Source organism: Streptomyces sp. NPDC048696, assembly GCF_043198895.1.
Classification (GTDB): domain Bacteria; phylum Actinomycetota; class Actinomycetes; order Streptomycetales; family Streptomycetaceae; genus Streptomyces.
This window is the reverse complement of sequence record NZ_JBICVJ010000005.1, coordinates 179,455-193,522: the sequence shown is the minus strand read 5'-3', so window position 1 is coordinate 193,522 and position 14,068 is coordinate 179,455. Positions and strand designations below refer to the sequence as shown.

Annotated in this window: 10 protein-coding genes; 1 reads left to right on the top strand and 9 read right to left on the bottom strand. The window is 73.8% G+C overall.

The window, feature by feature from the left end:
* The first annotated feature begins 104 nt into the window (after positions 1-104).
* Positions 105-1,073, top strand: a complete 969-nt coding sequence (locus tag ACGFRG_RS12465) for a methyltransferase domain-containing protein (RefSeq protein WP_393263454.1) — start codon at positions 105-107, stop codon at positions 1,071-1,073.
* Positions 1,074-1,199: 126 nt separating this feature from the next.
* Here the strand turns inward: ACGFRG_RS12465 and ACGFRG_RS12460 are convergent, their stop codons facing one another.
* The 9 genes from ACGFRG_RS12460 to ACGFRG_RS12420 form a co-directional block, all read right to left on the bottom strand.
* On the bottom strand, positions 1,200-2,342 hold the full coding sequence (locus ACGFRG_RS12460; RefSeq protein WP_361429979.1) for an FHA domain-containing protein: 1,143 nt from the start codon (positions 2,340-2,342) through the stop codon (positions 1,200-1,202).
* 85 nt (positions 2,343-2,427) lie between these two features.
* Entirely contained in the window at positions 2,428-3,786 is a 1,359-nt protein-coding gene (locus ACGFRG_RS12455) for a VWA domain-containing protein (RefSeq protein ID WP_393263452.1), read from the bottom strand.
* Between the two features lie 64 nt (positions 3,787-3,850).
* Entirely contained in the window at positions 3,851-5,116 is a 1,266-nt protein-coding gene (locus ACGFRG_RS12450; protein ID WP_393263450.1) for a PP2C family serine/threonine-protein phosphatase, read from the bottom strand.
* Between the two features lie 3 nt (positions 5,117-5,119).
* Entirely contained in the window at positions 5,120-7,786 is a 2,667-nt protein-coding gene (locus tag ACGFRG_RS12445; RefSeq protein ID WP_393263448.1) for a tetratricopeptide repeat protein, read from the bottom strand.
* The gene (locus ACGFRG_RS12440) at positions 7,783-9,111 is read right to left on the bottom strand and encodes a hypothetical protein (RefSeq protein ID WP_361429983.1); all 1,329 of its coding nucleotides are present in this window, start codon (positions 9,109-9,111) and stop codon (positions 7,783-7,785) included. The genes ACGFRG_RS12445 and ACGFRG_RS12440 overlap by 4 nt, the downstream gene beginning before the upstream one ends.
* A gap of 57 nt (positions 9,112-9,168) precedes the next feature.
* Entirely contained in the window at positions 9,169-10,149 is a 981-nt protein-coding gene (locus ACGFRG_RS12435; RefSeq protein WP_393263446.1) for a glutamate ABC transporter substrate-binding protein, read from the bottom strand.
* A gap of 61 nt (positions 10,150-10,210) precedes the next feature.
* On the bottom strand, positions 10,211-11,611 hold the full coding sequence (locus tag ACGFRG_RS12430; RefSeq protein WP_393263444.1) for a hypothetical protein: 1,401 nt from the start codon (positions 11,609-11,611) through the stop codon (positions 10,211-10,213).
* 218 nt (positions 11,612-11,829) lie between these two features.
* Positions 11,830-12,804 (bottom strand): N-acetylglucosamine kinase, encoded by a 975-nt coding sequence (locus tag ACGFRG_RS12425; protein WP_393263442.1) that lies wholly within the window; start codon positions 12,802-12,804, stop codon positions 11,830-11,832.
* The gene (locus ACGFRG_RS12420; RefSeq protein ID WP_393263440.1) at positions 12,801-14,066 is read right to left on the bottom strand and encodes a 6-phospho-beta-glucosidase; all 1,266 of its coding nucleotides are present in this window, start codon (positions 14,064-14,066) and stop codon (positions 12,801-12,803) included. The genes ACGFRG_RS12425 and ACGFRG_RS12420 overlap by 4 nt, the downstream gene beginning before the upstream one ends.
* Positions 14,067-14,068: the final 2 nt, after the last annotated feature.

The window sequence follows — 14,068 nt, the reverse complement described above, 5'->3', positions numbered from 1 at the left end:
GTGCAGCACCACACCATCGTCTCAGATGGCCCGGCCGAGGACCGGGGACGTAGGACTTACGGGGACCACTCGCCTCCCGGCCCCGCACGCAGCACAGTGGACATATGGGCGCACACCGGGATCCGGCCGTCGCGCGGGCGGCTCTGGTCAGGGAGATCGTGGCCGGGGGCGCGCTCGCCGACCCGGCCTGGCGGGCCGCCTTCGAGGAGGTGCCCCGCGATCTGTTCGTGCCCTACTACTTCGTCGGCGGCCCCGGCGGCTACGAGCGGCTGTGGGGCGCCGACCCCGACCCGGCCCGGCGTGAGCGCTGGCTGGCCGGGGTCTACACGGACATGCCGCTGGCCACCCGGGTGCGCGACGGGGAACTGCTCTCCTCCAGCAGCCAGCCGTCGCTGATGGCGCGGATGCTGGAGGTGCTGGCGATACGGGACGGGGACGCGGTGCTGGAGATCGGCGCCGGGACCGGCTACAACGCGGCGCTGCTCTGCCACCGCCTCGGTGAGGGCCTGGTCACCACGGTCGACCTGGAACCGGAGATCACCGAGTCGGCCCGTACGCATCTGGCCGCCGCGGGCTTCCATCCGGCGGTGGTGACCGGCGACGGGGCGCGCGGCTGCCCGTCCCGAGCCCCCTTCGACAAGATCATCGCGACCTGCACCCTGCCGTGGGTGCCGTCCGCGTGGCTGCGGCAGTGCGCCCGGGGCGCGCTGATCGAGGCCCCGCTGGCCACCGGTCTGATCCTGCTGAAGGTGCGCGACGCCGGGTACGCGCAGGGCCGCTTCCTGCACACCCCCGCGTACTTCGTGCCGCTGCGCGGGGTGGCCCCCGGCCCGGAGCGCGACCTCCCGTACGCGGGCGGGCTGCCGCACCCGGGCCTGGAGAGCGATCTGTTCCGCTTCCTGCTCGCGCTGACCGAGGACAGCCTCGACCCGTACGAGGCGTACGAGCTGTGGCGGCGCGAGGGGCGCCCGCGCCGGGAGCGGTTCGGCGTGACGGTCAGCGGCGGGCGGCAGTGGGCCTGGCTGGACGACCCGCAGGGGCCCTACACCTGGCCCCTGCGGGATGCCGCGTGAGGCTCGGAGCCCAAGCGGTCTGTGGGAAGTACCGGTGCGGTGCCGCGTGCCCCAAAGGGGCGCGGGGAACTGCGCGACCAGCCACAGCCGGCCCGCAGTCGAATATCCGCACCTCCGGCGGAGCGCTCAGCCCCGGCGTACGGTCAGCGTCGTCCAGGCGCCGACGTGCACCCGGTCGCCGTCCTGGAGCGGCACCGGGATGTACGGCTGGATCGGCTCCTCGGCGCCGTTGATCGTGGTGCCGTTCGTCGAGTTCTGGTCGACCACCGCCCAGCCGCCGTCCGGCTGCTGGATCAGGACCGCGTGCTGGTGCGAGACGCCCGGGTCCTCCGGCGGCACGGCCAGGTCGATGTCCGGGGCCTCGCCGGTGGAGTGGCGGCGGCGGCCGATGGTGAGCTGGTTGCCGGTGAGCGGACGCTGCTGCTCCGGCGAGTACGCGGGCAGGTTGAGGCCCGCCGCCTCGGGGCCGCTGCGCTGCATCATCGCCATGAAGTAGTCGCGGTCCGGGCCGACCGTCACCGTCCAGTTCGCCTGGGCGGGCGGGGCCTGGAACTGCTGCTGAGGCGGCTGGGGCTGCTGCGGGGGCTGCGGCGCCTGGGTGTGCTGCGGCGCCGGTACCGGTGCGGGCGGCGGGATCAGCCAGTCGTCGGCCTCGGCCTGCTGCTGCGGCGGCTGCTGGAACGCCGGGGGCGCGGGCGGACCGGCCTGCTGGAAGACCGGCGGAGGCGGCGGACCCTGCTGGAAGGCGGGCGGCTGCTGCTGCGCGGTGTCCACGTTCGGCGGCGGGGGCGGCCCCGGCCGGAACGACGGCGGGCCCTGCTGGCGCGAGGGGTCGCCGCCGATCGGCTCGGCGGGCCGGTTGACCTGCGAGGGCCGCGAGCTCTGGTACTCGTACGGGTCGCGCTGCTGCTGGGGCGGCGGCGACTGGAAGCCCGGCGGCAGGTTCAGGGCCGGGCCCTGGGACGGGGCCGGATTCGGCGCCAGGGGCGTGTACGAGGTCGCCGTCTGGGTGAGGAAGTTCCAGCGGCACTCCTCGCAGAAGGGCGTGTTGCCCTCCCGGGGCGTGCGGCACTGCGGGCAGAGCTCCGCCGGGGCGGTGGGCGCCTCGGGGCCGGGGTAGCCGTAGCCGCCGCCGGGCGGGGGCGGCGGGCCCTGCCGGAACGCGGGCGGCGGGGGCGGGGGAGGCGGCGGCACGGCGCCCATGCGATGGCCGCAGACCTCGCACCAGTCGTCGGAACCCGACTGGTGTCCGTTCGGGCAGGTCGGCATGGAGTCGCTTCCCCCTCTCCTCGTCCGGCCCTCGGGCCGACACACTCAAGTGGTATCGCTGCTGCTCGTACCGCTTGACGCGGTCCTATTTCTTGACGCGAACGGTCTTGGTGGAACGGGTTTCGAGAGTCATCTCGTCCGCCTCCGCGACCTTCGCCTTGAGTCGCACAGTACCCGTCGCCTCGTCGACGACGTCCACCACCTTCGCAAGCAGCTTCGCCGTATCCGCGTTCCCCGAGGCCGCGGCGAGCTGCACGGCCCGGCCGAGCTTGGCGGTCGCGCCGTCGATATCGCCCGACTTGCGGGCATCGAGACCCTGTTGGATGACTTGCGCCAGTTCCGCCTGACCCGTGTAGTGGGCGACCTGGGGGTTGATGGCGGTGGACGCCGCCATGTCCTCGGTCCACACCGCCCGCACCAGACCCTGCGAGAGCGTCTGCGGCGTACCGCCCGCCGGGTCGGGAAGGATCAGCGAGACGCGCGCGGCCAGCATCTCCTGGCCGATTCCGGCCTCCGGGACCTGGACGCACACGTGGTAGTCGCGGGACTCGTCGCCCCACGAGCCGGTCGGGTAGTCCCCGGCGCGCGGGCCCGCCTCGGCGCGCCGCGAGGTCAAGTCCTCGACGGTGGGCGCCACTTGCTTCACGAACTTGATCTCGACGCCGACCGGGTTCCACAGCCGCAGCGCCACGTCCGCGACCTCCTTGCCCATCGCGGTCTCCATCATCCGCGTGAAGTCGGCGGCCAGGCCCGAGGGATCGGCGACGATGTCGGCGGTGCCGAGCAGCGCCGAGGCGATCTGGGTGACCTCCTTGACCTCCCAGTCGGTCCCCACCCCGCGCGCGTCGCAGGTGAACCGTCCGGCGCAGGCGTCCAGCGCCGCCTGGAGGTCCTTGGGCGACTCGTGTTCGTTGCGGCCGTCGGTGAGCAGGATGCCGTGCCGGATCGGCACGTCGGCGTCGTTGAGCAGCCGGTCGGCCAGTTTCAGCCAGGTGCCGATGGCGGTGCCGCCGCCCGCGCTCAGCCTGCGCAGCGCCTCCTTGGCCTGCGCGCGGGTGGCCGAATCGGCGGTGGCGAGACGGCCGTTGCCCGGGTAGACCTCCTTGGCCTGGTGGGTCCCGGCCACCACGGCGAAGGCCACGCCGTCGCGCAGGGTGTCGATGGCGGCCGCCGTCGCGTCGCGCGCGTTGCGCATCTTCGTCGGCGGGTAGTCCATCGAGCCCGAGCAGTCGACCATGATCACCACGGCGGCGCTGGGCGCCTGGCCCGGTATGTACGAGGGCGACAGCGCGGCCCCGGCCAGCGGGGCGCCGCCGACCGTGCCCCCGCCGGTGGACGTCACCGTGACGATCGCGTTGACCTCGCGGCCGCCCTCCGGCAGATACGCGTTCTGGTAGACCTCGACGGAGAACCGGGGCGCGGTGGACTTGGAGAAGTTGGCCATCTGAAAGGCTCCTTGAGGCTTCTGGGCCTGAAGAGAGGAAAGTGACGGAAACCGGTGCGAAGGCCTAGTTGTAGGCGGATCCTGCCCCCGACGACGGGACCGTGAACGGCAGGACGGCCACTGTTACGTTGTCGTGGCCCCCGCCGTCCAGGGCGTGGCCGACCAGCACCTGGGCGCTGTGCAGCGGCCGTTCGGCGGCGTCCGCGGGCACCGCGCCGGCCATCTCCTGGGCGCCCTCCGCGTAGTTCCACAGCCCGTCGGTGCAGACCACGACCACACCGGAGCGGTCCGGCTTGAACGAGGCGGTGTGCGGGTCCAGTTCGTACGCGTCGGCGCCGAGCCAGCCCGTGATCGCGTGCGCCCGCTCGTCCGCGTACGCGTCGGCCTCGCTCATCAGGCCCGCCGCGACCATCTGCGCGGCCCAGGAGTCGTCCTCGGTGAGCCGGGCGGGCGGGGTCGTACGGTCGTCGGGCACCCAGTACGCCCGGCTGTCGCCGACCCAGCCGACCACGAGCAGCCCGCCCGCCGCGACCGCGCCGACCAGGGTGCAGGCGGGCGCGTTCTCCTGGCGGTGCGGGTCGTGCTCCATGGCCCGGCCGGGCTCGGTGGCGAGGGAGTTGACCGCCTCGGCGGCGGCCACGATCGCCTCGTGCATCGCCTGCTGCGGGTGCGTGCCCTGCGGCAGCGCGTGCAGCAGCGTGTCGTTGGCGCGGGCCGCGGCGGCGGCCGAGGCGTCGTCGGGGCGGGTCGCCGAGGACACGCCGTCGCAGACGATCGCGACGACGGCGGGGGAGCCGTCCGGCAGCGAGGTCGTGGACAGGGCGAAGGAGTCCTCGTTGCGGTGGTGGCGAAGCCCGCGGTCGCTGACCGCCGCCACCGCGCTCAGCTCCAGCTCCATGTGGTCGCGCTCGCGCGGCTGGGCGTGCCCGCAGTTCTCGCAGTAGCCGTCCGCGTCGACCCGCCCGGCCCGGCAGGCCACACAGACCTTGACCGGAGTCGTGACATGGGTGGCCGGCTCGGGGTCGGCGGCGCGCGGGTCGGGTGCGGGCAGGGGGTACTCCTCGGGCTCGGCCGGGCCGTCGAGCCGTACGCCCGAGGGCGCGGCGGCGGGCGCGCCGGTGGGCGAGCCCTCGCTCTCACGGTCGGCGGGCCAGGCCTCGCCCGCCACGGGACTGCCGAGGACCACGGTCGGGCTGTCCACCGCCGGGCCCTGAACAGGACCGGCCGACAGGTCGTACCCGCAGCGCCCGCAGAACAGGTCGCCCGACTCCTGCGGCTCCCCGCAGTCGGGGCACGTCGACCCGGCCGCCGGCCGATGCATCTGCGCCATCAATCACACCCACGTCCGGGGGCGGAAACGGTTTGCCCGCTCCACCAGTTCGATCCGCTCGTCGCCGCCGGCGGCGAGCCGGGCGAGCACCCGGTACGAGCGCTCAAGGCCGAACCGCAGGCCCCGCTCGTCCAGCTCGCTGCCCAGCAGTATGGCCCCGGCGGACGGGCCGCCCGGGTTCTGGGCGCCCCGGCTCCCGGAGAGTACCCAGTCGAGCGCCGTGCCCAGGACCTCGGTGGCCAGGCGCTCGCGGCGCACCGCGTCCAGGCCCAGCTTCTGCAGCGCGTCCACCTGGGCCGCCGCCGCCCGCAGGTCGTCGAGCAGCGGCTCGCCCGGGGAGCGCCGCCGCAGTCGCGCCCGTACGGCCGCGACCCGCGCCGCCGTGTAGTGGATCGACGCCTCCGGCACCGACTCCAGGGTGCGCACGGCCGCGGTGCGGTCGCCCGCCGCCAACTGCACCCGGGCCAGGCCGAACGCGGCGCTGACATAGCTCGGGTCGGTGGTCCACACCAGCCGGTAGTACTCGGCCGCGTTGTCCAGCTGGCCGAGCACCTCCGCGCACACGCCGAGCGCCAGCTTGGGCGCGGGCTCGCCGGGGAAGGCGTCGTAGACGGCGTCGAAGGAGAGCGCGGCGTTCTCGTGGTCGCCGGTGACCAGCGAGGCGACACCCCGGTACCACACCACCCGCCAGTCGTCCGGATGGTCGTGCTCCAGGGACTCCAGGCCCTTGCCGGCGGAGACCAGTTCGCCCATGTCGAGCCGGGCCCGCAGCTCGCGCAGCCGCTTCTCCACGGAGTTGGCGGGCGCGGCCCGCAGCGCGGCGATCAGCTCGGCGGGCGCCGCCGCCATCAGCCCCGCGAGGAAGCCCGCGTTGGGGTCGCCCGGGTCCACGTGCGGCACCGGAAGCGCCAGCGAGGTGGCGCCCGCGTCGAGCGCCCTGAGCTCGGCGTCACCGGTGGCGTACGGGCCGGGGCCGCCCCCGACGCGGGGCGCGGGGACGACGGCGGTGGCGGTGCGGGCCGTGGGGGCGGCCTGAGACGTCGAAGGGGGCGGCGTGGTGGCGGGGGCGGCCGTGACGGCGGCCGCCGAACCGGGCGCGCCCGCCGGGCCGTTCGCGGCCGCGCGCCTGCGGGCCAGGCGGCCCGTGGGCAGCGCGCGGGCGCCCAGCACCGACACGTCCCCGGTGAGCTCGGCGAACAACTGCGTGTCGGGGACGCGCAGTTCGGTCCCGAACAGGGTCGACAGAGCCGGGCGCGGGCGGCCGGTCTGGAGCGCCACGACCTCCCGCAGCACGCCCGTCAGCTGCTCGGCCATCTCCTGCGCGGAGGCGAACCGGCGCGCCGGGTCGGGGTCGGTGGCCCGTACGAGCAGCCGGTAGAACGACTCGTACGTACGGAAGACCTCGATGTTCTCGGGGTCGGGCAGGCTGTCCGCGAAGACGTTGGTGTAGCCCTGGAAGTCGAAGGTGAGGACGGCGAGCGTACGGGCCACCGTGTACAGGTCGGAGGCGACCGACGGGCCGGACTCGGCGACCTCGGGGGCCTGGTAGCCCACCGTGCCGTAGATGGCCGACTCCTCGTCGTCCATCCGGCGCACCGCGCCCATGTCGATCAGCTTCAGCTGGTCCTCGGTCTGGATCGCGTTGTCGACCTTGAAGTCGCAGTAGAGCAGATTGCGGCTGTGCAGATGGCCCAGCGCCTCCAGGGCCTCGATCCCGTACGCGCACGCCTGCTCGACCGGGAGCGGGTCGCGCCTGCCGTCGGTGCCGCGCCGGTCGTTGGCGATCTCCTTGAGCGACTTGCCGCCCACGTACTCCATGACGATGTAGCCGTCCAGGGAGCCGGTGCGCTGGTCGAGGTGTTCCACGAAGTTGTAGATGCGGACGATGTTGGAGTGCTCGATCTCGGCGAGGAAGCGGCGCTCGGAGATCGCCGCCGCCATCGCGTCCTGGTCGCCGGTGTCGAGCAGGCCCTTGAGGACCACCCAGCGGTCGGAGACCGCGCGGTCGACGGCGAGGTAGACCCAGCCGAGGCCGCCGTGCGCCAGACAGCCCACCACCTCGTACTGGCCGTGCACGATGTCGCCCTTGTGCAGCTTGGGCACGAACGAGTACGGGTGGCCGCACTTGGTGCAGAACCCCTCGGTGCGCCCGGCCCGCTCACCGCGCGAGCGGCCGACCGGCGCACCGCAGTCCGACTTCGAGCAGAATCGCTTCCGCTCGGGGACCTCCGGGTTCTCCATCACCGCGGTCGCCGGGTCGGGGCGGGGCACCGTGGGCACGGCGCAGAGCCCGGCGCCGAGTCTGCTGCGCGCCGAACCGCCGGTCCCCGAGCCCGAGCTGCGCACCGAGACCGAACGCGAGCTGCCGGACCCGCCGGTCAGCGAGCGCGACAGGCGGCCGGAGACCGAGCGCCGGGACGTCGAGGACCGCGAGGAGCGGGTGGCCTGCGACGAGCGCGAGGAGCCCGCCGAGCCGGCCGACACGGAGAGAGGCGAGGAGCCGGTGCCCTTGTGGCCGCCGCCGGTGATGCCGGTCGCGGGCGAGCTGAGGCTCCCGTTCACCGAGACGACTGGCGCCAGGCCGCAGGTGTCGCAGTACAGCTCACCGCCGCCCATGTCCTCGTACGCGCCCTCGCAACCGGGGCGCTGGCACTTCTTCCGCTCGCTCATGATTCCCCCCTGTGGTCAACGGGTCCGCTCTGCCTCGGGACCAGGACGTCGGCCGCCGCCTGCTGGTAGCGCAGCACCGCCTGCTCGGCGACGCGCAGATCGCAGGGGGCGGACCACAGCATCCGGCGCGCCGCGTCGTACCGCTCGATGAGCAGCGGGTCCTCGGCCATGCCGTGCCGGGCGACCTTCGCCTTGTACGCGTCCAGCCGACCGCGCAGCTCCGCGCGGACCGCCAGCGGCGCGGTGACGGCCGTCAACGACTCGCGGGCGCGCAGCAGTTCGTCCTCGGCCTCCCGCTCCAGCGATTCGAGCAGCGGGGAGAGCCGGTGCCACTGGGCGTGTCTGCGGTACTCGGCGGCGGCCACCAGGCGCTCCTGGAGCGCGGTCGGCGGACCGCTCACCGCGGGCACCTCCGACGCGGCGATCTTCGCCAGCACCTCGCCCCGCGCGGCCCGCGCCTCGGTGAGCGTGCGGTCCGCGCGCGAGAGCACGTCCCGCAGCCGCAGCAGCCGCATCTCGGCGTCCTGACGGACCGTCAGGACCGCCTCGATCTCGCGGCGCACCTCGTCGAGGGCGCGGGCGGCCCGGTCGTAGCGCTCGGTGTCCGGACGCCCGCCCCCCGGCGCCGAACTGCCGGGCGCGGGCAGCCAGAACGCCAGCGGGTCGGAGACCACCTGGCCGCGCAGCGCCGTCAGCTCCTGGGTGATCGACTCCAGGTCGTCCCCCGACGGATGCTCCCCGGGGCGCACGCCCACCGAGTGCGCCAGGCCCCGGGTGCGGTGCAGTTCGGCCGCGAGCAGGTCTATCCGGGCGGGCAGCGCCGACCACACCGCGTCGGCCGCGACCACCAGGTCGAGCGAGCTCGCGTACAGCTCGTTCATCCGGCCGACCAGCTTCTCCAGCGTGAACCGCTCGGTGAGCCGGGCCGGGCCGGTGATCGAGCCCGCGGCCTGCGCCGATCCGGCGACCGTCACGGACTCTCCGAGCAGCCGCTCGGTGAGCTCCAGCAGATCCTCGCGGGACGGCCACCGGCGCCGCTCGCGCAGCTCACGCGCCGCGTCCAGGGCCGCCTTGTACGCGTCGAAGTACGTCCACAGCAAGGAGATCGACTGCTCGGCCGCCGCCCAGCGCTCCCGGGTGACCCCGGTCAGCTCCGCGCCTTCGAGCAGCCGTCTGCCCGCGTGGTCCTGGAGCGCGAGCAGCGAGGTCTCGATCGCCTCGTGCTCGGCGTCGAGCCGGGACAGCGCCCGGTCCACCTCGTCCCGGTCGAGCACCGGCCGGGCGGGCCTCCCCGAGGAGGAGCCGGGGAAGGATCCCGCGCCCATCGATCACCTCTCTGCTCCGCGTTCCACCGCACTGGTACGACACCGGTGCCGATCCGGTTACTGCGAACGGTACTTGGGCTCCGGCGGGCCGGATATGCCGGGCAGGTCGACGGCGAGCCATTCGCGGTAGGCCTTCATCCACGGGCTGTCGGCGCCGCCGCTGCGGTAGTCCACCAGGACCTGGTTGATCCGGCGGACCAGGTCCGTGTTCGCCAGGTTGGTGGCCACTCCGTAGTACTCCGGGGTCAGCGGAACGCCCTTGAGCTGGACCGCCGGATCCTGCGCGGCCTGGCTCGCGGCGAGCGCGCTGTCGGTGAGCACCGCGTCGGCCAGGCCGAGCTGGAGACGCACCAGGCAGTCCAGCTGGTTGGGCACCGTGAGGTCCTTGTAGACGGCGCCGTACGACTGAGTCTCCAGCGCGTCGTACGCGGTCGAACCGGCCGCCACACAGACCTTCTTGCCGTTCAGCGTGGAGTTGTATCCCGTGATCGTCGACTCCTTGGGCGCGAGCACCTGCTGCCCGACCGTGAAGTACGCGGAGGAGAAGGCGACCTGGCCGATCCGCTTGCAGTTGATGGTCATCGTCCGCACCACGACGTCGACCTGGTGGTTCTGGAGCGCCGGGACGCGTTGACTGGTGGGGATGGCGCGGTAGATGACCGCGTCCGGGTCGCCCAGGATGTTCTTGGCGATCGCCCGCACCAGATCGATGTCGAAGCCTTCGAGCCGCCCGGTCGCCGGATTGCGGTAGCCCCACCGGAAGCTGTTCTGGTCGACGCCCGCGACCAGCTTTCCGGCCTTCTTGATCTTCGCGATGCTCGGCCCGTCGTCGCTCGACGGCGGCAGGCTGGCCTCGGGGTCCTTGCAGGTGTCGGCCTTCGCCTGGACGCCCTGCGCCACGCCGGATCCGCCGACCTGCCCGCCGTCCCCGCCCGCAGCGTGCCGCGACAGCGGTACGAGCAGGGAAGCTGCGGCGGCACAGGCCAGGGCCATCCCGCCGACACCGCCCCACCCACGGAGCCTGCCGTTCCTGTTCATCGCGCCCCCTTCCAGGACCGCTGCGCGCCTCGGGCCAGTGGTGCCCTGTACCCCACGGTGCTCACCTGTACTCCGCCAGCCTGCGGCTGACGCCGACACCGGCCGCCGCCGCGCCGAGCACCGCGAGCACCGCGGCGCCCAGCGGAAGGCCGGTCAGTGCGCCCTTGCCGTCCGAGGCGGCCCGGGTGAACTCGCTCTGCTCATGGCCGATCGCCTTCTCCAGGGCCGCGTCGACCCGGTCGAAGGACTGGCCGGTGGAGCCGGACTCGCCGATGACCTGCTTGAGGGCGCCGTCGTAGTCGCCGCTGGTATCGGTGTCGTGCGCCTTGCCGTGCCGCTGCTGCCACTCGGTGACGCTGGTGCGCGCGTCCTCGACCGGGGTGCGCCCCGAGCTGTCGTCGGCGAGCTTCCCGGCCGAGCCGAGCTGGGCCACGAGGTCCGTCATCTCCGCCTTGTACATCGCGTCGTACTTGTCGTCCTTGCCGTCCGCCGTCAGGACGGCCCCGCGCGCCACCAGCGTCAGGTTCTCGTTGGCGCGGGCCTGCAGCGAGTTGATCCGGGCGTCGTTGAGCACCTTCAGCGACTCCTGGCCGTGCGAGCGCGAGGTCGACAGGTCGTCGGCGGCCACCGCGTGCGCGGCGACCAGCCACAGCAGGACGACCGCCGAGGCGGCGCTGGCCGCGAGCAGCCCGTGGTTGAAGACCCGGTTCGTCCGCAGATAGGTGCGCCGCTGGGCCCAGAAGAGCCCGCCGAGCGCGATCACACCGACCGCGAGCGCCGCGTACGGCCAGGTCTCGGCCTGGTCGTAGTCCTCGTAGAGCCGCCCGGTCTCCGCCGCGTACAGCGTGTGGGCGGCGGGCAGCAGGTCCGAGGTCATCTTCTCGTTGGCGTAGCGCAGATAGGCGCCGCCGACCGGGAAGCCCTGCCGGTTGTTGGCGCGGGCCTGCTCTATCAGCCCGTTGTAGACCGGCAGTTGCTCGTTGAGCTGGGCGATGGACTGGGCGGAGCCGGACGAACCCGTGGTGTTGGCGGCGGCCTTGACGAGCAGGCGGGAGGCGGTGGCGATGTCCGTCTCGTACCGCAGGCGCACGTCGTGCGGCTCCTGCGCGCCCGCGAGGAAGCCGCTGGCGGCGGCGGTGTCCGCGTCGGCCAGCGAGCGGTAGATGGAGGCCGCGTCCGCGCTCAGCGGCTGGCTGCGGCTCACCACGTCGTCGGCGGCGGCCGCCCGGTCGGAGACCTCCCAGGCGGTGACCGCGCCGAACGCCACGACGAGCAGCGCCACGACCGTCCCGACGATCCACAGCCTGCCGGGTTCGGTGGTCGCGGCCGCCCGCAGCCGCTCGCGGGCCTCGGCCCAGCCGCCCCGGCGCGGGGCGGGGGGCTGGGCGGGGTACGCCGGTGCCGATGTCCGTGCCGTCGCCGACGCCTCTTCAGGTGCGCGCGTGTTCGGCGGGTGTGCCACTAGACCTCCCCCTCGGTCACCCAGTGCCTGGTCAGCAGTATGGACGCTGGGACCGGCCACGACACAAGGGTTGACCTGATCTTGTTACCCGCCCGCTGCGCCCCTGTCGCTTCGCGCCGCCCCGTTCCCCACTGTCTACTTCCCCCTCATGTATACGCCGAAGGCACCCATTCGGTTCCCTTCGGTGTGTACGGATGTGACCGAGGGCGCTCGTACGCCTACACGTACTGCCGGCACAGCCGTTCGAGCACCTCCTCCTCGGCGCCCACCACGTCGAGTCCCAGCAGCCCCGCCCCGAGCACCGGTGACGCCGAGACCACCAGCGGGACCGCCTTCGGGGCCCGGGACGCCAGCAGGTTCCGTACGCCGTCGTCCAGTTGGGGATGGCGCGCGGCGAGGACGCTGCCGCCGAGCAGGACCGGCGTCTGTTCGTCAAGGAGGCCCAGGCGGTCCAGGGCCACCACCGCGAGCGCGACGATCTCCTCGACCTGGCGGTCCACCAGCGCCCGGGCGATCGCGTCCCCGGCCGCCGCGACCTCGAACAGGACCGGCGCGAGCTCATGTCTGCGGGCGGCCGGGACGCGCTCCAGGTGCAGCGCCTCGATCAGGGCGTACATGGACGGCAGTCCGAAGTGCGCGGGCAGCGCCCGGGCCAGCGCGGTGGGCTCGCCCCGGCCGTCCTCCGCGCGCGCGGCGAACCACAGGGCCTCCTCCGCCAGGCCCCCGCCGCCGCCCCAGTCGCCGGAGAGCCTGCCGATCGCCGGGAAGCGGGCGGTGCGGCCGTCCGGTGTCATCCCGACGCAGTTGATGCCCGCCCCGCACACCACCGCGACCCCGCGCGGCTCGGCCCCGCGCGGCAGCCCGGCCCGCAGGATCGCGAAGGTGTCGTTGTACACCCGCACGGTCCCGCCCCAGCCCCGGGCGGTCAGCGCCTCGGCCAACTCCCGCTCTTCGACCGGGAGATCGGCGTTGGCCAGGCACGCCGACACATGGTCGACGCCGACCGGTCCGCTGTGCCCGGCGTCCGCCCAGGCCGCCTCGACCGCCTGCGCGAGGCCGTCCACCGCCGCCGTCACGCCCACGGCCGGGGGACGGAAGCCGCCGCCCCGGGCGCTGCCCAGGACCGTGCCGTCCGGGCCGATCACGGCGACGTCGGTCTTGCTGTTGCCGGCGTCGACCGCCAGCACGCTCATGCCCACGAAAGGTGCTCCCGGTTGTGCGCGAGGAGCCGGTCGGTCAGACCCTCGGCGTGGTCGTACTGGCCCACCAGCGGATGCGCGAGCAGCGCCCGGAAGACCCGGTCGCGCCCGCCGCGCAGCGCGGCTTCGAGCGCCAGGTCCTCGTACGCGCTGACGTTCGCGATCAGCCCCGCGTACAGCGGGTCGAGCGCGGGCACGGGCAGCGGCACCGGGCCGCTCTTGTCCATCCGCGCCTGCACCTCGATCACCGCGTCGTCGGCGAGGAACGGCAGGGTGCCGTTGTTGTAGGTGTTGACGACCTGCACCGGACTGCCGCCGTCGCCAAGGAGCGAGGCCGCGAGGTCGACGGCCGCCTCCGAGTAGAAGGCGCCGCCGCGCTCGGCGAGCAGCGCCGGCTTCTCGTCGAGCGCCGGGTCCCCGTACATGGCGAGCAGCCGCCGCTCCATCGCGGCCACTTCCGCCGCCCGCGACGGCTTGGTCGCGAGCTCGCGCACCACGGCGTCGTGGCCGTAGAAGTAGCGCAGATAGTACGAGGGGACCACGCCGAGGCGGTCCAGGAGGCGGCGGGGCAGCCGCAGGTCGTCCGCGACCGCGTCGCCGTGCTCGGCGAGCAGCCTCGGCAGCACGTTCTCGCCCTCGGGCCCGCCGAGGCGTACGCCGAGCTCCCAGGTGAGGTGGTTGAGGCCCACATGGTCCAGATGCACCGCGCCGGGCGCCACGTCCAGCAGCGCCGCGAACTTGCGCTGGAAGCCGATGGCGACGTTGCAGAGCCCGACCGCCTTGTGCCCGGCCTGGAGCAGCGCGCGCGTGACGATCCCCACCGGGTTGGTGAAGTCGATGATCCAGGCGTCCGGGTTGGCGCGCCGCACCCGCTCGGCGATGTCCAGGACCACCGGGACGGTCCGCAGCGCCTTGGCGAGACCGCCCGCGCCCGTCGTCTCCTGGCCGACGCAGCCGCACTCCAGCGGCCAGGTCTCGTCCCGCTCGCGGGCCGCCTGGCCGCCGACGCGCAGCTGGAGCAGCACCGCGTCGGCGCCCTCCACGCCCGCGTCCAGGTCGGAGGTGGTGGTGATCCTCCCGGGGTGCCCCTGGCGGGCGAAGATCCGCCGGGCCAGGCCGCCGACCAGCTCCAGGCGGTCGGCCGCCGGGTCCACCAGGACCAGCTCACTGATCGCCAGCGTGTCCCGCAACCGCGCGAAGCCGTCGACGAGTTCGGGGGTGTAGGTGGATCCGCCCCCTACAACTGCGAGCTTCATAA